Origin of the sequence: Clostridium sp. UBA7339, assembly GCF_002470865.1 — a bacterium.
Lineage (GTDB): Bacteria > Bacillota > Clostridia > Clostridiales > Clostridiaceae > Clostridium_J > Clostridium_J sulfidigenes.
In genome coordinates, this window is sequence record NZ_DKPI01000012.1 from 14,152 (window position 1) to 32,640 (window position 18,489).

Sequence of the window (18,489 nt, forward strand, 5' to 3'; positions counted from 1 at the left end):
TTTAGGTGGTGTATGAAGTGATTTCAAATAAGTATATAAATATTTTTATAGCAATAATTATGGCATTAAGTCTGGCATTGGCTGGAGTAATGGCAACTATTGATATGTCTACGGTTGAAGCAAATGCTACAGAGAAAACAACCCGACCAGAGTATATAACAAATCTTTTTAACAAAGATGATATTATGGAAATTGATATAGATATAGATGAGAAACTTTGGAATGAACTAGCAGATAATGCTATGGAAGAAGAATATTATAGTGCCAATATAACTATTAACGGAGAAACTTACTATAATGTTGGGCTTAGAGCTAAGGGAAATACAACATTATCACAAATTGCTAATGATGATACTACGGATAGATATAGTTTTAAAGTTAAATTTGATGAATATATCGATGGACAAACTCTTAAAGGCCTTGAGAAATTAGCATTAAATAATATGATGCAGGATACAACTTATATGAAAGAATATCTTTCCTATGATCTATTAAACAAAATGGGAGTTTCTACTCCAGCGTTTCAGTATGCTAGCATCACCTTAAATGGAGAGCCTTGGGGTTTATACTTAGCCCTTGAGGTTATGGAAGAAAGCTATATTGAAAGATACTATGGAACAACAGGTGGAAATTTATATAAACCTGAAACTACTAATATGGCAAAAAACAATATGCCTATGGAAAAAGGCAAAGAAATCAATGGGCCTATGGGAAGAAATACTGGTGGAGCAGACTTAGTATATTCTGGAGATGAGCATTCTAATTATTCTACTATATTTGAAAATGCGATTTTTGATTATACAAATGAAGATGACTACGATAAAATAATAGCCATGATAAAAAGCCTTAATGAAGATATTGATGACATAGAAAAATATTTAGATGTAGATGAAGTATTAAGATATTTTGCAGTAAATACTTTTGTTGTAAATTTAGACAGTTATGCATCAAACATGAAACATAATTATTATCTATATGAACAAGATGGAATATGTTCAATACTTCCTTGGGATTATAATTTAGCCTTTGGAGCATTTCAAGGAGAAAGTGCAAGTAATGTTATAAACTTTTCCATTGATAATCCTGTAGCCGATAGTTTAGAAAGTAGTCCACTTATAGGAAAGCTTCTGGAAGTAGAAGAGTATAAAGAAAAATATCACGAGTACCTTAATGAAATAGTTCAGGATTATGTAAATAGTGGAGTATTTACTGAAACAATTAATAATATAGATAATTTAATTGGTGATTATGTGAAAAATGATGCTACAGCCTTTTATACTTACGAAGAATATGTAGCTTCTATTCCTGAGTTAATTACCTATGGAGTAGACAGAGCTAAGAGTATATCTGCTCAACTTTCTGGATCCCAGTCCTCTACTTCTACTGGAAATATGGCTACTAATTTAAATTTATCTGCCCTTGGTAGTCAAGGTGGTGGAGGTAATAGAGAGGGAAAGGATATTCCTCAAGATATAAAAGAGAATAATAATCCTGAAAAGGGAATGGGGATTGGAGAAAAATCCAACAATATGCAGAATAATCCTGAAAAAGGAGCTCCTCAGGGTACCTTTAAGCCAGGAAATAATCCAGGTGATATTAATAGAGAAAATTCTCTAAATAATATGAGGATAAATACGTCAAATGATACAAATATTAAATCTAATTTGATAATATATGGCATATGTCTCCTAGGAATTATTTCAGCAATAATAGTAGTGCTAAGGTTTAAAAGAAAAAAATATCATGTATAAAATACTAAAAGCTATCTAAGAGTATATATCTAAGATAGCTTTTAAACTTATATAATTTAGATTATAGTACTTTTCTGTGTTTAATTATAAATTCTCTTATTCTAAAATAGGAAGTTCAACAATAAAGGAAGTATCTTTTCCTGCATTACTTCTGGCATAAATCTTTCCTTTATGGCTTATTACTATAGAATTTGCAATAGCTAAGCCTAAACCATAACCACCAGTTTTCCGTTGTCTAGACTCATCAGAACGATAAAACCTTTCGAAAATTTTTTCTAGGTCTTTATCAGGAATTCCTTCTCCAGTATTAGTAATAATGATTTCCATCTTAGATTTTAATTTACTTGAAGTGATGGTAATAGTTCCATTTGGAAAAGTGTGTTTAATAGCATTATCCATTAGAATATTAAAAAGCTTTTTAATTTCTTCTAAGTCACCATTTATAAAAAAATTATCCTTTAAATTGTTTTGTAATTCTATTTTATTTTCAAAGAAAACTGCTTCAAAGGACATAAGTAAATTTTCTAGTATTTTATTTATATTTATAGGTTGTAGGTTAAGTACTTTTTTATCTTCATCAAGCTTTGCTAAGGAAAGCATATCATCTATAAGATGAGACATTCTATCAGTTTGTAGATCTATATAATTCATCCATTTGCCTTGACTTTCAATAGTTTTATCTTTATTAGATGAAACTAAAGCTAAATTAGTTTTAATAATAGCAATAGGTGTTCTAAGCTCATGGGAGGCATCTGCAATAAATTGTTTTTGTTTTTCGAATACCTCTTTAATTGGCACTATGGTTTTATAAGCTAGATAATAGCTTATAGTAAACAATATAATCAAACTGATAAAGCCAGTTATGAAAAAAGTCTTTAAAAGGTTTTTTAATAGATTTTGCTGAGGTGACTTATTTATTAAAGCAATTCTATTAATCTTACCATCTAAGCTTTTAAAGTATGCAAAATCAGTATTTTCAATTTTTATAACTCCTGATGAAGATTCTTTGGATAGAATATTAACTGCTAATTCAACAAGAATATCTTTATCAACATTATATGGAGTAATAATATTTATCACGTTTAAATTATGGTCAAGATTTATTAGTATACCATTGTTAAGAGGACCACCTTTACTGGGTCCACCATTGTTAGGTTCATGGATTAGTGCATTAAGAGAAAAGTTAATCTGTCTTTCTCCACTATTCCAAGTTATAAAGTATATGACTCCAAATATACAAAAAAATACAAAGGTTAAAAGAGACATATTTATAATAATAAATTTATATTTTAATTTTTTAAACATACTACTCCTCCAATTTATAACCAATACAACGAAGGGTAGATATTTTGGATTTAGAGCCCACATAGGATAATTTTTTTCTTAAAAAAGATATATAGACCTCGATATTATTATATTCAGCATCAGAGTCATAGCCCCAAACCTTTGTAATTAAATCATCTTTAGTAACTATTAAAATAGGTCTTTCCATAAAGTATTTTAGAATTTCGAATTCCTTTGAGGTAAGTCGGACAGAGTTACTATTTCCTTCAAGTTCATAAGTAGATAGATTTAAGGAAAAGTCACTAAAATGAAGAGCATTATCATTTATAAACTCAGCTTTTCTTCTACTAAGAGCTCTTAATCTAGCAAGAAGTTCTTCATGAGAGAAAGGTTTTACTAAGTAATCATCTGCTCCATAGTCTAATCCCTTAACTTTATCTTGAATTTCACCTTTAGCAGTGAGAAGAAGAATAGGAGTAGATACATTATTAGCTCTTAGCTCCTTTAGAATCTCTAATCCATTAACTTTGGGGAGCATTATGTCTAATATAATCAAATCATATATTCCTGTAAGACCATAATCAAGACCTGCTTCACCATTATAAATGCTATCTACTATATATTTATTTTTACTGAGAATTTCTTTTAGAGCTTCAGCAAGGTGTATTTCATCTTCAACTAATAATAATTTCATAATTCATCACCCTTTAATTACAAATTTTTAGATAATATTACGTTTTTTTATTTAATTTTATCATACAAATCTTAAATTCATATTAAAATTATTATTTATTTTTAGAAAATAGTAAAAGTACCATATCGTGTAGTAAAGGATATTATTTTTTGTTTCGATTATATCTATGTACAGAGTGTATATATAGCTGTAAATTTTTTTTGTATATAGTAAGGTGGGGAAGATATGAAGGTCAGGAAAAGGGCAAAGAATGAACTGAAAAGTAAGAAAATTAAAAATACTAAAAAAGGAAAACAGAAAAGGATTAGAGGAATAGGAATGCAACTTATGTTAAGTTTTACAGTAATCATAGTATTAGTTGCAGCATTTCTATCTGCTTTTTCTCTTTATATGAATAAAAAAATTATTACTGACAAATCTAAAAGTCTCCTAGAAAATGTAGCTACATCTATGGCAGGAGAAATAAATCAATTGACAGATAGTTATGGAGTTATAGTAAATCAAATAGCAATAAATGATTTTTTAATAGATGATACAGTAGATATGAAAGAAAAGTTAACAAAATTAAAGAATATAGCTGAAAAAATAGAGTTAAAAGAAATTGCTATAGTAGATGCTGAAGGGAATTGTGTAGATACTTCAGGAGAAAGTACTAATATTAGTGATAAGGACTATTTTTCAAATGGATTAAGTGGGCTTACATTTGTTAGTGAACCATACTTAGGTACAACTGATAGTATGTTAGAAATAGCTATAAGTACCCCAATAAAAGAAAATGGGAATATAAAAGGTGTTTTAATAGCTTATCTAGATGCTAATAAATTATCATCAATAATATCAAAGGTATCCATAGGTAAAAGTGGAAATGCTTATTTAATAAATAGGGAAGGAAATATAATAACTCATAATGATTCCTTGCTTATAGGAACTAAACTATTAGATACAGTTAAAGATAAAAATGGTTCTGAAAATATGAAACAGATTATAGGAAAGATGACATCGGGAGAAAGAGGAGCCAGTGAGTATAGACAAGGTGCAGATGAAAAATATATTGGATTCGCATTTATAGAATCAACAGGGTGGTCTGTAGGTGTAGAAGTAAGTGGAAGTGAGCTATTAGCAGAAATACCAGAACTTCAAATAAAAGTAGTAATTGTATGTATTATTTTTATAGTGTTAGGTCTAATATTTGGATACCTAGTAGCTAAATCTATGACTAAAAGATTAGGCAGAATAGGTACTATTGTAGAAGATATGGCAAAGGGTAATTTCACTAAATCCAATATAGGCAAAATGAACAATGATGAAATTAAAGATATATATACGGCTGTAGAAAAAAGCAAGGAAATTATAGGTGGAATGATTCTAAATGTTAAAGATAGTTCCATGGTTATTGAAAGCGAGGCTTCATCTCTAGCTGCTTTGGCAGAAGAATTTGTATCAGGAGCTCAAAGCATAAGTGAAAGTATAGAAGAAACTGCTACAAGCTCACAAAGGCAGGCAGAAGAATTGGAAGATGTAACTAAAGAACTAGAAGAATTCGATAATAAACTTTCTACTAATATTAGTAACATATATAATATTAGTGATATGGCGGAAAATATTAATAGCAAAGCGGATAAGAGTAATGAGGATATGGAAAAGTTAGCCATGGCCATGAATGAGTTAAGTAAATCCTTTAAAGAGTTTAATAGTTCTATATATAGTATGAAATCTAGTATGGAAACTGTAACAGAAATAACAGAAATTATTAATAGTATATCTGAACAGACAAATCTTCTAGCACTAAATGCGGCTATAGAGGCTGCAAGAGCTGGAGAAGCTGGAAGAGGTTTCTCAGTAGTAGCTGATGAAATTAGAAAGTTAGCAGAGCAAAGCAAGGAATCTACCCAAAATATTTATAATGTAATAAATAATGCTATTAAAGAGAGTGAAACTATAGAAATTAAAAGCAACAATATAAATGGTGAATTAAATAACGGACTAATTAGCGTAGATAATGCTATAGATTCATTTAAAAATATTGCAGCATTAGTTTTAGATATGGTACCTAAAATAGAACTTGTAGCAGTTAGCTCTAAAGAAATTATAGAAGATAAAAATTCTATTACTGAAAATATAGAAAATTCAACGCAAATATCTTCTGAGGTTTCAGGAAATACACAACTAATAGCTGCATCTACAGAAGAACTTACAGCTTCTAGTGATGAAGTTGCAAATGCAGCAGAAAAGTTACTTGGACTTACAGAAAATATGAAAGAGTTTATGGAACAATTTAAACTCTAGTATAAGGGTAGTCATCGGATAAACAGAGTTCTTAGCTTCTTTGAAGGTTAGAAATCGTTATCCAGGGACGTAGCAGCTCTTTACTCCCATTTTGAAGAAAATGGGGGGGTATTAGAGCTGGTAGTCATCGGATAAATTAAGACTTTAAAATAAATTAATTTTTATTTTAAAGTCTTTTTTGTTTATTTTATGAGAAAGGTGAAATACTAATTAATACATGAATTCTGATTTAAATAATAAAGTTATACATTGTTAGTGGAGGTATAATGGAAATATTAGAAGAAAAGCAGTTAAATCTTAAGTTTATTAGTATAACGGCTATTTTATTTATAGCAGGAATATGTATTAATTTATATTTTATGAATTTGCATGAAAATGAAAAAACTAAGGAAGTAGATAGTAATGAAAAAGATATAGTAGAGAATCATATACAAGTACCATATAGTGAAGAGATTGAAGCATATAGTGAAATCTATGGACTAGATCCTTATTTAGTTGCAGCTATAATCAAAACAGAAAGCGGGTTTGATAAGGATATTGTTTCATCTATGGGAGCTGTAGGATTAATGCAGATAATGCCAAGTACAGGAGAATGGATAGCCAGGCAACTAAATATAGAAAACTTCTCTATAGAAATGCTGAAGAATGAAGATGTGAATATAGAAATGGGGTGTTGGTATCTAAATTACTTAAAAAATCAACTTAAATATACAAATGAAATGCTAGCAGCTTATAATGGTGGCATAGGGAATGTATGTAAATGGCTTCAGGATCCTAGATATTCCAAGGATGGAGAAGTAGTTCATACAATACCATTTAAAGAAACCGTAAACTATATAGAAAAAGTAGCTGTAGTTTATAAAGAATATGTAGACTTGTATAAAAGTGAAAAGTAACTTTTATAAAGAACTATGCTGTAGTATTAAAATAAACCTCTGGAGATTATTAAAATAATTTCCAGAGGTTTATTGATTTTAGTTATAATATTTGAAAATGTGTATAGAATTATAGTAGGTTGATGTAAAATACTGTTAATGAGGTGATGAAATGAGTGATGACTTATTTTTACTTAACAAAGGAATAGGAAGAAAAAAATATAGTATCTATGTACTAGCTTTCTTAATAGGATTTATAATTTTAGAGATTATTGGAATATTTATTACTTTTAAACTTGAAAAAACTGATAATGGGTTGCTAATAGCGGCTTCCATGTCTTTTCAGATTACCCTGATAGTTTTTATAAATATAATGTTATTCATTTTAAGTTATAAAAGATTTAAGGATATAAATTTATCAGGTGTATTTGGAATACTTGCAGCTCTTATATTTGTTCAAATCCCAGTGATAATATTTCTAATGTTTTTTAGAGGAAAAGAAAAATGTGGAAAACAAAAGGAGGAAAGTATGGTAAATACCCTTGAGGAAAATGCAACAATAACGCTATGTGAGGGAGAAGAAATGGAAGTCAGAGAATCTAACTTAGGTCAATAATAAAAAGGGTTTTCACAAAATAAATTAATAAAAATAAATGTTGAGCATGTATTTAAATTATATAAGTACATGCTCAATATTCTATTCCAGATTAGTGATATATTTTGTGAAAGATCTTATTATTGTGATAATATAAAGATATAATATTTAGCAAAGGTGGAAATTGCATGCTTAATAACAGGGATGATTATTTTCTCAATATAAAATTACTTGGGCTCATATTTAGTATCTATGTATATATAAATTGTGGCGGCTTCCAAAGCTCTATAATTATAGGATTACTGTGTTTTATAATAATAAACATAGCTTTATATTACTTAGAGAATATTAAGATAAAGCTATGTTTATCAGCCATGTCTTTCTGTATTTCTTATGGACTAGGCATAAAATACAACAGTATATTTTTCGTATTAATACCATTTACTTTTTTTGATATAGGTATACTAATGAATATAAAGCTTATATATTCTTTTATAGGGAGTATCTTATTTATAACCATGATACCAAAAGACATAGTTATGAATTATTTATTGTTTGCAATATTTTACTATATAGCAGCAAAGATATTAATTAACAAAGTAAGTAAAATAGATAAAATATGGAAAGAAAACTTAATGTTAAGAGAAAAAATAGACAAGTATACTAAAGAGGTAGAAAAAGAAAAAAATTATTCAAAACAGATAATATATACCACAAAGTTGGAAGAAAGAAATAAGCTATCAAAGGAAATGCATGATAAAATTGGACATACTATAGCTTCTAGTTTAATGCATCTAGAAGCCACAAAGGTAGTAATAGATAAAGATAAAAATGAAGCTAAAAATATGATAAATACAACTATTCAAGTTCTAAGGGAAGGTATGGATGATATTAGAAAAACTTTAAAAATAATTAAGCCTTCCGAGGAACAATTAGGTATAAATAGAGTGAAATCTATAATGGATGATGCTTTTAGTCATAATAGTTATGGATATACCTTTAATTACTCTGGAAACATAGACAAGCTTACCTATAGTCATTGGAAGTGTATAATTAATAACCTAATGGAGGGAATCACAAACATAAAGAAACACTCTAGGGGTAACAGTGTTTATTTTAATATTGAAGTTCTAAATAAGATTGTAAGAGTATCTATAAAAGATAATGGTGATGGAGCAGTGAATATAAAAAAGAGCATTGGACTTAAGGCAATGGAGGAGAGAGTAATAGACATTGGAGGAAATATTAGTTTTAATGGAGAAGATGGATTTACTATAATAATGATTCTTCCTTTATCATAACAGAGCAATTAATAAGGGATTGCCTAAATAACTATTTAATTTATTTGGACAATCCTTATATTAATATTATATTTTTAATTGAGATCTTTCATTGAAGAAGCTTTTGTAGGAGATATAGGTTGCTATTAGAGTAGCAATGGAGGTTGAAGATAATATCATAAAGGTAACCATTATTTGAAATTTAATTGCCATAAGTGGAGATGATCCAGCTAAAATCAATCCAGTCATCATCCCAGGAAGAGATACAATGCCAAGGGTTTTAGCAGAGTCAATGGAAGGCATTATTGAGAGTTTTATACTATCTTTAAGAATCTCTTTAGATGCAACCTTAGATGTGGCTCCAAGAGCAAGTTTAACTTCAACTTCATTTCTCTTGCTACTAAAGGTAGTATTAAGGTTTTTGTAACTGAGATTTATAGCAACCATAGAATTACTCACAACCATACCGGCTACAGGTACTATTTCATTAGGAATAAAGTTAATAGCACCAGAAAGTACTAATATAGAAAGGGTTATAAAAGCACCTGAAAATAGAGCAATAAAGGATGTTCTAACAGGATTTTTTATGTTCTCACTACGCTTTTTGGTGTTAAGTGCTGCGTTGATAATCATTAGTGTAACTAATAAAATAGTGAATATAGGATTTTCTAAGCTAAATACAAATTGAAGTATATAGCCTACTATAACTAATTGTATTATGGCTCTAACCATACTAATAAGTATATCTTTACCTAGTCCTAAATCTTCTTTATAGGAGATGAAAATAGGAATACAAATTAATACTGAAGAAACTATAAGTGATAGAGTACTCATTAAAATCCCTCCTTAGAAATTATTGTTCCATCTTCTATAATAATCTTTTTATTGCTTAAGTCCTTTATTTGAGATAAATCATGGGTAATCCATAAGATTGTATGACCTTTATTATTCATATCCTTCATAATATGCTCAACTAAAAGTTTATTTTCTTTGTCTAGTGCTGAAGTAATCTCATCTAGTAGGAGAACAGGACCTGCATGGAGAAGAGAGCGAATAAGGGAAATTCTTTGTTTCTCGCCACCAGATAACTTGTTTATATCTTTAATTAAGTATTCCTTGTCTATATTAAACTTTTCTAAAAGCATATATATTTTCCTATCATCTATATTTTTCTTTCTAATTTCATAGGGAAAAGAAAGATTATCATAGACAGTATTACCAAACAAATAAGGTTGTTGGAAAAAATAATTTATTTCACTGCGCAGTTTAAGAGGGGGGATTTCAGAATAATCCTTATCTCTCAGGTATACATGACCAGAAGTTGGAGAAATTAAGTCCCCTAAAATTCTCAGTAAGGTTGATTTGCCACCACCAGAAGGACCTGTGATAGTTATAAAATCCCCTTCATTGATTTCTAAATTAATGTCCTTTAGAACTTTTGTATTAGCATCTTGAAAAGAAACATTTTTTAAAGATAATATACTCATTATATCCCTTCTTTCAAAGTAAAATTAAAAAATATTATTGCTTAATTATATCATTTAAAGATAAGAATACATATATAAACCCTCACTAATAAATTAAATTTCTTAGTGAGGGTTTATTATAATGGTCTTTAATACAGTATTTATAATACTTACATTAAATATAAAACTTTTATTGAAGTTTGAACTTAAGCTTATAGGCTGAAGCTAAAAATAGCGCAATGGAGAAGAGTAATAATATTCCCAAATTAATAATAATAGAATCTGTTCCCATACCCATCTGAAGTTTAGTTATCCCATTCATTACCCAGTACTGAGGAGTGAAGGGAGCTATAAATCTAACACTTTCAGGTAAAAAATTAATGGAAGTAAAAGCACCTGATACCATGGTAGTGATAGTAATTACAATGTTAGAAAACATACCGTATCCCTTAGAATTAAAAAATAAAGCTATGGAAAAAGTACCAAAGGCCACGGTAACTAGGGCTATTCCTAATAATAGAAGAAACAGAGGAATAAAGCTCACTCCGGTATATATATCTACAAAATAATTTAGAGTTATAAGGGTAATTAGAAGTTGAAAAGCTAAAAGTGAAAAGTTTGCTAAGATATTTCCTCCAATATATTGAAAGGAGGTAACTGGCGTAGTAAATATTCTATAGTAAGTTTTATTCCATCTTTCTGATAATACTATATAAGATATAGAAGATGCCCTCATCATGAGAAAGAAAATTACAAAGGCAATTGCAGTTTGAGTTAAATCAAAATCATTCTCTAAATCTGATAAGGTTTTAGAGGTTATTTTAACTGGATCATCACTATATTTTAATAAAAGTTTTTCATATTCATCATTGATTTTATTAGAATTAATGCCCAAGTTATATAAATCTTCTACTTGAAGATTTACTATGGAGGTAATAGCATCACCCATAGAACTGTCTTTTTCAGAAAGTACATTAATCTTTTTAGGAGTTCCATTTATAATACTTTCTTCAAAGTCTTTAGGGATTTCAATGGTGACAGGAATAGATGTCTCCATCATAGTTGATTCAACAGTAGAACTTTCAAGAGGTACTGTACTAATTGAAGAATTATTACTTAAACTACTTATTAAAAGCTTTGATGAATCAGAGCAATCTTCATCTATAATCCCGATTTTTACAGTTCCATTGCTGAAACTAAATAATTTTATACTAATCATTATTATTATTATAGGAATAAAAAGTTGTATTATAGAAAGCTTATCTTTAAATATAAGCCTTAGATTTTTTTCCGCCATAACTAATAAAATCTTCATTAATAAGCCTCCTGTTTATTTGATATAGAGAAAGTAAAAGCTAAAAATAAAATTCCCAGTGCTACAGAGTAAAGAATACTTATATAAAACTTAGAATAGTCCTCATAAAAAGCTATGGAAAGAATAGATTTATTTATTAAGGTTAAAGGTGAAATATAGCGTACTATATCAAGCAGCTTATTACCATCTTCTAAATATATATATCCTCCACCTAAAAATGTCATAACAGGTATAATTAAGGTATTAAGAAAGAAGGAACCATGTTTTTCTTCCTTAAAAATATATCCAAGTAAAATCCCAAGGGTAGTGCCAAAGAAATTTAAAGATAAAAGGAGTGCTATAACAGAGAAGTAATCCTCACCCCAATAAGCTTTTAAAACAAATATGGAGTAAAGCATTGCAGGAATTAGTGATATCGCTGTTACAATAAAAGTTGAAGTAACTTTAGTTATTATATAGGAATTTTTAGAAAGGTTCCCTTGAAAGCACCTAGCTTCTATTTTGTTTCTTCTATTATTATAAATGGTATAAAACCCATAGCCCGAACCATAAAGGACCATCATAGTTATTTCCACGATGCCATAATAATCATAGGAGGTAAACCCTTTTTTAGGCTGAAATTCAGTAGCAGTAGTAAAGCCTTCTTCTAAGGTTTCAATATTACCATTGGTGATACTTTTTAGAGTGACTTTTTTAGATATGGAAGTTAGCATACTTATAACTATATTTGTGGAATATTTATTCTTAGAATTTTTATAAACTATAATATTTTTATCCTTAAGTTCTAGGAATATAGAATTAGCGGTTTGAACTTCTTTTTGACCTTCTTCTACAGATGAAATTTCTTTAAAGGTTATATTATTATTTTTCCCCAGTTCTAAGAAATTGTTTAATATAAGTTTTTCTTCACTATAATCAGAAGTGGTAGAAAGATTGTTCACATATATCACTGTTTTAGGTTTAAATTCATAGCTTGAAGAAAAGGCTCCACTTAAAGTTATTCCAAGGGTAGTCATAAATAATATAGGGAAAATTATCATGGATAACATGGAGGTCTTATCCCTAACTAGGTCTAATATATCATAATAAACAACATTTAAAAATTTCATAATTTCCTCCTAATCCCTAAGCTTTTTGCCAGTTAAAGTTAAGAATACATCTTCTAAATCTAAGGTTTTATAACCCATATTTCTAATTTCTATATTATTAGAAGTAAAAAAGTTAATAATGGAACTTAAATTTGATACATCTTTACTGGAGGTTATCAGTACTTTATTTTCATTTAAGGAATAACTTTTTACTCCCTTTATTTCCAAAAGCTTTTCTAAAACAGATTCATTAATATCATAGCCTTCAATTTCTAAAGTGGAGTTATCAGAAATTAAAGAGATTAAATCATCCTTAGTTCCCTTTGCTATTAGCTTTCCATTATCCATAATAACAATTTTATTACACAGCTGTTGAACTTCTTCCATGTAGTGAGAAGTATAAATAATAGTGCAACCTTCTTTATTAAGCTCTTTTGCCATATTTAATATATGATTTCTAGATTGAGGATCTATTCCCACGGTTGGTTCGTCCATAATTATAATTTCTGGCTTATGAGCTATGGCGCAACCAATATTTAATCGACGCTGCATTCCACCAGATAGATTTTTACACTTAGTTTTTTTATGATCCTGTAAAGAGATAAAATCTAGAGCATAGTTTAAACCCTCTCTCAAAGAAGCTCCCCTTAACCCATAAAGTTTTGCAAAAAAACTTATATTTTCTTCTACTGTAAGGTTTTCGTATAAAGATATGTATTGAGGTACAATACCCATACGAGCCTTAATTTCTGATCCATACTTATAAAGAGACTTTCCAAAGATTTCTACATTACCTTTAGTAGGCTTTAGTATGGAGGTGATTATATTTATAGTAGTAGTTTTACCTGCACCGTTAGGACCTAAAAGACCTAGAATTTCACCTTTTTCAATGGAAAGAGTTAAGTTATCTACAGCAATATTATCACCAAAGTTTTTAGTCAGGTTTTCCATATTTATTAACATTATAACAACCCCTTTTTTAAGCTAAAAAATTATTAAGTATTTTCTAAAAATCATATTGATATTTCTTAGCTGAAATTTAAATATAATTAGAATATCCTATAATTAAATTATATAAAAAACCTTTCCCACTAATAAGTGGAAAAGGTCATAACTTTATATGACTTTAGTCATACCTAAATTTTTCCTTTTAAATAACAAACTGCAATTTGGGTTCTATGCTTTAAATTAGTTTTAGTTAATATGTTTGTAATATAATTTTTCACAGTACCTTCAGAGATATATAGCTTTTCAGAAATTTCCTTATTACTTAAACCTTCAGCAATAGATTCTATAATTTCCACTTCTCTTTTAGAAAAATTATTCATATTAGGGTTAGGACATACTGGAGAAGTTTTAGAAAGAAGCTTATCTATAATTCCATTTTCCACTACGTCACTTCCATTATGAACTACTTTTATGGTGTTAATAATAGTATTAGGAGAATTGCTTTTTAACAAATAACCCTTTGCTCCATTCCTTAATGAAGAAGAAATATATTCATCCTCATCAAAGGTGGTTAATATAATGACTTTAGTTGATGTGACTTTACAAATCTCCTTAGTTGCCTCTACACCATTTAATTTAGGCATACGAACATCTAAAAGTGCCACGTCCACAGAGTTATTACAGCAATATTTAACAGCTTCCAAACCATTTTCACAAACATGTACAACATTTAACTCCTCATCCATGGATAATATAATCTTTAAACTTTCTCTTATCAGTGCATCATCATCACAAATTAAAATTTTAATACTCATAATAACTCCTATAATAAAAAAATATAAACTTTTAATAAAAAACATGATATCTTCAATTAATGTATAATAGAAGATCAAAATTAATATGTATAAATTTAGCTCCATAGTATATAAATTAAATATTTCTATAAAAATCATTAAAAACCTTTATATTATAAAAATAAAATAGCGAGATTACCCTGGGGGTGGGTATCTACGCTATTTTAAGGCATTTATCCGATGACTACCAGCTCTAATACTCCAGTCTTCTTAAAAGAGGGAGTAAAGAGCTGTTACGTCCCTGGATAACGATTTCTAATCTTCGAAGAAGCTAAGAACTCTGTTTATTCTAGAGGGTTACAATATGGCTCAAACCATCCTTGAGGGAATTTACAAAGAGGACATACTTTAGGTGCAGTGTCACCTTCATGTATATATCCACAGTTAGTACATTGCCATAGAGAATCAGAATCTCCTTTATACAAGGTACAGCTAAGTAATCGGTTGTAAAGAGCACGGAATCTTAAATCATGCTCAGCTTCCACTTCTGCAAGTTCTTTATAGAAGTCTGCGATTTCTTCGAACCCTTCCCTTCTTGCGACTTCTTCATATTCTTTATAAATTGCAGTTGCTTCAGCAGTTTCGCCCATAAAGGCATTCATTAAGTTTTCTTCTGTAGAGTTTACTTCACCTAAAAATTCTCCAAATACCCTTCTAGCATGGGCAAGTTCATTAAATGCAGTTTCATCAAAAACTTGGGCTACATAGTGAAGACCTTCACTTCTAGCTTTTTCTGCATATAATGTATATTTAGTGTTAGCCTTACTCTCACCAGTAAAAGTCTTTTTCAGATTTTTTTCAGTTTGACTTCCGTAAAATTCCATATAAATCTCCCAAAAAGTACTATCTATATATAATATATTAGTAGGTACTTTAAAGGTTACAAAAAATAGACTATGAAACATGAAATTAAGTTTCATAGTCTATTTTTTATTTATGCACTCATCAATATCCATAATAAATCCTTACATAGAAATTTTACTCTTCATAGTAACTAAAACAATAAAATAAGCAATTTTTATAATGTGGTAGATCACTTTCAAGGATAACATGACCATTGTCAGGCATCTTTGAATAGAATTTCTTAGTACCATCTTCAAATCTAATTTCTATAGTTCTAAGTCTTTTGAAAAGTTCATTAGCTAGTTCATAATCAATAGGCTTAATTATTCTCCATGTATCATTAAGACTTACATGCTTATCTTTTGCAAGTTTTACACGTCTGTGAATGATAAATTTTTCTGGACCTCTAAGTTCTAAAGTATGACCTTCAGAATTAATAGCTCTGTAAGTAGGATGAGAATCTAAAACTTGAAAAGCTTCTAAAGTTGATAAATTGTATTCCATAATGTAATAACCTCCTTTAAACCATTTTTATTATATTAAGTTTACTCTTAATATATGAGTATAATACTATAATTATATCATAATATGATTATAAGTGCAGGTAAATATTAGAAAATATCTTATATTTAAATTTAAGAAACTTTAAAAAGTATAAACTAAAGATTTGTGGTTACTCTAATATTACAAAGGGGTGATACCGTGACAAATATGAAAAAAACACAAAATAATAAAAAAGAAGATGGACATTTTAAGAAAAAAAATATAAATCATGATCCACAAGTAGAAAGTGCTAAAGCTGTATTTAATGGACCTAAGGCTGAATACAATGGTCCTAAAGCAAAGGAGCATAATCCAAAGGATTTTATTATTTAAAGTAAGAATTAAAAGGTATATCATAGTGATGAAAGTCATTAGGATATACCTTTTATAAGTTATAGCTCTAATTAAATCCATTACTACTAGCTTTAATACTCCATCTGAAGCTAAAAACTCTGTTTACCAAAATTTAAATTCATATTAATTATTGCATGAGGAAGCTATATTATAAAAGTTTACAAATTACTCCCAATTTATATGTTATAATGTATAAGTAACACTGTAAAAGTAAAAATTCCACATAATTTATCAAAAATCAAAAGGATATGAATGATATATGTAGAATAAAATTAATGGTGACTATATTTTAGTGATAAAATGTATAATTATGTATAATAGGGGGAAAGAAGAGTGAAAAGAAGTAAAAGTCGTATTAGAAAGCTACTATGTGCAATAACTGCAATGTTAACAATTACTATGGTATCTCCAGTTAGTAGATTAGCTGCAGCAGAAGATGGTGGTATAAGTAATACAGAAAGTCAATTAAAAACTATACTAAGTGAAAATGAAGGGGCTAATGTACAAGTGAAAAATGGATTATCCATTGATGTTGGACAAGCAATTGACCATACTAGCCTTTTAGTAGAAGAAGAAGCTTCAATTCCTTTTAAATTAAGTTCTAGAGATGAAAGTATAGTCAAAGTAGACAAAAATGGAAAATTTGTGGGTGTAGCTACAGGGGAAACCTTTATAACCCTTGAAAGTGAAGGCGGTACTTATGTTTATGAAGTATTAGTAAAGGAGCCAACTAAAGAAGTAGCATCAGCTAGAACTTTAACAGCAACCACTGCAAAAGCTATAACAACTAACAGTAACTATAGAGTATTTATTGATGCAGGACATGGTGGTGATCCGAGATATGGTGGTGATCCAGGAGCTTGTGCGAATGGATTAGAAGAAAGACATTTAACTTTAGCGATAGCTCTTAAGGTTCAAAGAATTCTTCAATCTCAAGGAATAGAAGTAGTAATGAGTAGAACTACGGATAAGTTTTTGGAGCTTAGAGAAATTAGTTCCCTTGCTAATAATTCAGGAGCTGATGCCTTTGCATCAATTCATATAAATTCAGCAACTACAACTGCTGCATATGGAATAGAAACTTATTATTATCCTAATAGAATGGATTCAAAGCCACTTGCAGATTCTGTGCAAAAACAATTAATAAGCAGTACAGGAGCTTATGATAGAAAAGTAAAGACTGCTGATTTTCATGTGGTTAGAGAAACTAAAATGCCATCAATTTTAGCAGAATGTGGTTTTATAAGTAATAAAAGTGAAGCAATTAAAATGAGCACTAATTCTTATCAAGAATTATTAGCTAGTGGTATAGCTAATGGTATAAATAATTATTTAAAGGCTAATGTAACCCTTTCTTCAACCCCTGGTGAGAGAATATATGGAGCTACAAGATATGAAACTTCTTATTTAGTGGCAAAGAAGGGGTGGTCTTCTTCTGATACAGTTGTAATAGCACCTGGAACAGATTATCCAGATGCTCTATGTGCAGGTCCGTTGGCTGCTAAAAATAAAGCACCAATACTATTAGCTAGGAATCAATCTTTAAATGAACAACAAGAACTTAAAAATTTATTATCTAACCTAAAGGTTAAGAATGTATATATAGTAGGAGGAACTGGTGTTCTTTCATCTGCTTTTGAAAATCAAATTAAAGCAATGAATATAACTACAAAAAGGTTAGGTGGAGCAGATAGATATGAAACTTCTTTAAAAATTGCACAGCAGATTGGAATTCAAAGTGAAGTTGTAGTTACAACTGGGGAAAACTTTGCAGATAGTCTTTCCATATCATCCATTGCAGGTATTAAAGCCATGCCGATACTTTTAACTAGAGACAGCACTATACCAACTAATATAAAAAGCTATTTAAGTAATAAAAATATTACTAAAACTTATGTAATAGGTGGTTCTGGTGTTATATCAGATTACACAGCGAAAACTTTAATTAATTATGAAAGAATTGGTGGAGTAGATAGATATGATACAAATCAAAAAATATTTAATAGATTTAAAAGCATATTAAATATTAGTGAGATGTATACTGCTCTAGGAACTGATTTTCCAGATGCTCTTTCAGTATCAGCTTTAGCAGCACAAAGAAAATCTTTTGTACTATTGATGGATCCAACTGAGGTGAATATATCAGTAATGAATTTAGTTACGCAAAATAGAAATACTATAAATAAAATGTATATATTAGGTGGACCACAGGTAATAACAAGTACTATATTAAATAAATTAAGAATTAAATTATAAAAAATTAATTTGAAAAAATGTCTTAACTAAAGGTTAAGGCATTTTTTTATTAAAAAT

At 29.1% G+C, this 18,489-nt stretch carries 16 protein-coding genes and 1 pseudogene; 7 read left to right on the top strand and 10 right to left on the bottom strand.

The features are described 5' to 3' along the window. The first annotated feature begins 17 nt into the window (after nt 1-17). Nucleotides 18-1,751 (top strand): CotH kinase family protein, encoded by a 1,734-nt coding sequence (locus B2S02_RS11865; protein ID WP_346879350.1) that lies wholly within the window; start codon nt 18-20, stop codon nt 1,749-1,751. A 96-nt stretch (nt 1,752-1,847) separates the two neighbouring features. Here B2S02_RS11865 and B2S02_RS11870 read toward each other — a convergent pair whose 3' ends face one another. Both B2S02_RS11870 and B2S02_RS11875 read right to left on the bottom strand, forming a co-directional pair. Beyond that, on the bottom strand, nt 1,848-3,056 hold the full coding sequence (locus B2S02_RS11870) for a HAMP domain-containing sensor histidine kinase (protein ID WP_346920747.1): 1,209 nt from the start codon (nt 3,054-3,056) through the stop codon (nt 1,848-1,850). A gap of 1 nt (nt 3,057) precedes the next feature. After that, a complete protein-coding gene (locus B2S02_RS11875; RefSeq protein ID WP_346877169.1) occupies nt 3,058-3,729 on the bottom strand; it encodes a response regulator transcription factor in 672 nt (223 codons plus the stop codon). 225 nt (nt 3,730-3,954) lie between these two features. Between B2S02_RS11875 and B2S02_RS11880 the strand changes: the two genes are divergently transcribed. The 4 genes from B2S02_RS11880 to B2S02_RS11895 all read left to right on the top strand — a co-directional run bounded on the left by B2S02_RS11880 (nt 3,955) and on the right by B2S02_RS11895 (nt 8,786). After that, on the top strand, nt 3,955-6,015 hold the full coding sequence (locus tag B2S02_RS11880; RefSeq protein WP_346877168.1) for a methyl-accepting chemotaxis protein: 2,061 nt from the start codon (nt 3,955-3,957) through the stop codon (nt 6,013-6,015). Between the two features lie 266 nt (nt 6,016-6,281). Further along, nucleotides 6,282-6,911 carry a lytic transglycosylase domain-containing protein gene (locus tag B2S02_RS11885; RefSeq protein ID WP_346846320.1) on the top strand — a complete coding sequence of 210 codons (630 nt, stop codon included), beginning with the start codon at nt 6,282-6,284 and terminating at the stop codon, nt 6,909-6,911. A gap of 151 nt (nt 6,912-7,062) precedes the next feature. After that, nucleotides 7,063-7,506: a DUF805 domain-containing protein gene (locus tag B2S02_RS11890; RefSeq protein ID WP_346877167.1), complete on the top strand. Its 444-nt coding sequence runs from the start codon at nt 7,063-7,065 to the stop codon at nt 7,504-7,506. Between the two features lie 167 nt (nt 7,507-7,673). Continuing rightward, nucleotides 7,674-8,786: a sensor histidine kinase gene (locus tag B2S02_RS11895; protein ID WP_346920748.1), complete on the top strand. Its 1,113-nt coding sequence runs from the start codon at nt 7,674-7,676 to the stop codon at nt 8,784-8,786. 66 nt (nt 8,787-8,852) lie between these two features. On the opposite strand, the gene B2S02_RS11900 is transcribed toward B2S02_RS11895, so the two are convergent. The 8 genes from B2S02_RS11900 to B2S02_RS11935 form a co-directional block, all read right to left on the bottom strand. Then, complete coding sequence (locus B2S02_RS11900; protein WP_346877166.1) at nt 8,853-9,599, bottom strand: ABC transporter permease; 747 nt, start codon at nt 9,597-9,599, stop codon at nt 8,853-8,855. Continuing rightward, on the bottom strand, nt 9,599-10,252 hold the full coding sequence (locus tag B2S02_RS11905) for an ABC transporter ATP-binding protein (protein ID WP_346846324.1): 654 nt from the start codon (nt 10,250-10,252) through the stop codon (nt 9,599-9,601). The genes B2S02_RS11900 and B2S02_RS11905 overlap by 1 nt, the downstream gene beginning before the upstream one ends. Before the next feature lie 169 nt (nt 10,253-10,421). Continuing rightward, nucleotides 10,422-11,546 carry an ABC transporter permease gene (locus B2S02_RS11910; RefSeq protein WP_346920749.1) on the bottom strand — a complete coding sequence of 375 codons (1,125 nt, stop codon included), beginning with the start codon at nt 11,544-11,546 and terminating at the stop codon, nt 10,422-10,424. Further along, complete coding sequence (locus tag B2S02_RS11915) at nt 11,546-12,655, bottom strand: ABC transporter permease (protein ID WP_346879345.1); 1,110 nt, start codon at nt 12,653-12,655, stop codon at nt 11,546-11,548. The genes B2S02_RS11910 and B2S02_RS11915 overlap by 1 nt, the downstream gene beginning before the upstream one ends. A gap of 9 nt (nt 12,656-12,664) precedes the next feature. Then, nucleotides 12,665-13,597, bottom strand: a complete 933-nt coding sequence (locus tag B2S02_RS11920) for an ABC transporter ATP-binding protein (protein ID WP_346877163.1) — start codon at nt 13,595-13,597, stop codon at nt 12,665-12,667. Nucleotides 13,598-13,770: 173 nt separating this feature from the next. Next, entirely contained in the window at nt 13,771-14,397 is a 627-nt protein-coding gene (locus tag B2S02_RS11925; RefSeq protein WP_346877162.1) for a response regulator transcription factor, read from the bottom strand. A gap of 323 nt (nt 14,398-14,720) precedes the next feature. Next, nucleotides 14,721-15,260: a rubrerythrin family protein gene (locus B2S02_RS11930; protein ID WP_346846329.1), complete on the bottom strand. Its 540-nt coding sequence runs from the start codon at nt 15,258-15,260 to the stop codon at nt 14,721-14,723. Nucleotides 15,261-15,414: 154 nt separating this feature from the next. Beyond that, complete coding sequence (locus B2S02_RS11935; protein ID WP_346846330.1) at nt 15,415-15,783, bottom strand: hypothetical protein; 369 nt, start codon at nt 15,781-15,783, stop codon at nt 15,415-15,417. Between the two features lie 207 nt (nt 15,784-15,990). On the opposite strand from B2S02_RS11935, the pseudogene B2S02_RS18250 reads away from it, so the two are divergent. After that, nucleotides 15,991-16,095 (top strand): annotated as a pseudogene (locus tag B2S02_RS18250) (CPC_1213 family protein); the annotation flags it as partial. A gap of 414 nt (nt 16,096-16,509) precedes the next feature. Then, nucleotides 16,510-18,432 carry a cell wall-binding repeat-containing protein gene (locus B2S02_RS11945; RefSeq protein WP_346920750.1) on the top strand — a complete coding sequence of 641 codons (1,923 nt, stop codon included), beginning with the start codon at nt 16,510-16,512 and terminating at the stop codon, nt 18,430-18,432. The last annotated feature ends 57 nt before the right edge of the window (nt 18,433-18,489 follow it).

Coding starts and splice junctions, on each gene's coding strand:
- B2S02_RS11930 (WP_346846329.1), bottom strand. CDS start 15,260: ATGGAATTTTACGGAAGTCAAACTGAAAAAAATCTGAAAAAGACTTTT.
- B2S02_RS11875 (WP_346877169.1), bottom strand. CDS start 3,729: ATGAAATTATTATTAGTTGAAGATGAAATACACCTTGCTGAAGCTCTA.
- B2S02_RS11925 (WP_346877162.1), bottom strand. CDS start 14,397: ATGAGTATTAAAATTTTAATTTGTGATGATGATGCACTGATAAGAGAA.
- B2S02_RS11900 (WP_346877166.1), bottom strand. CDS start 9,599: ATGAGTACTCTATCACTTATAGTTTCTTCAGTATTAATTTGTATTCCT.
- B2S02_RS11880 (WP_346877168.1), top strand. CDS start 3,955: ATGAAGGTCAGGAAAAGGGCAAAGAATGAACTGAAAAGTAAGAAAATT.
- B2S02_RS11920 (WP_346877163.1), bottom strand. CDS start 13,597: ATGTTAATAAATATGGAAAACCTGACTAAAAACTTTGGTGATAATATT.
- B2S02_RS11870 (WP_346920747.1), bottom strand. CDS start 3,056: ATGTTTAAAAAATTAAAATATAAATTTATTATTATAAATATGTCTCTT.
- B2S02_RS11890 (WP_346877167.1), top strand. CDS start 7,063: ATGAGTGATGACTTATTTTTACTTAACAAAGGAATAGGAAGAAAAAAA.
- B2S02_RS11915 (WP_346879345.1), bottom strand. CDS start 12,655: ATGAAATTTTTAAATGTTGTTTATTATGATATATTAGACCTAGTTAGG.
- B2S02_RS11895 (WP_346920748.1), top strand. CDS start 7,674: ATGCTTAATAACAGGGATGATTATTTTCTCAATATAAAATTACTTGGG.
- B2S02_RS11885 (WP_346846320.1), top strand. CDS start 6,282: ATGGAAATATTAGAAGAAAAGCAGTTAAATCTTAAGTTTATTAGTATA.
- B2S02_RS11935 (WP_346846330.1), bottom strand. CDS start 15,783: ATGGAATACAATTTATCAACTTTAGAAGCTTTTCAAGTTTTAGATTCT.
- B2S02_RS11905 (WP_346846324.1), bottom strand. CDS start 10,252: ATGAGTATATTATCTTTAAAAAATGTTTCTTTTCAAGATGCTAATACA.
- B2S02_RS11910 (WP_346920749.1), bottom strand. CDS start 11,546: ATGAAGATTTTATTAGTTATGGCGGAAAAAAATCTAAGGCTTATATTT.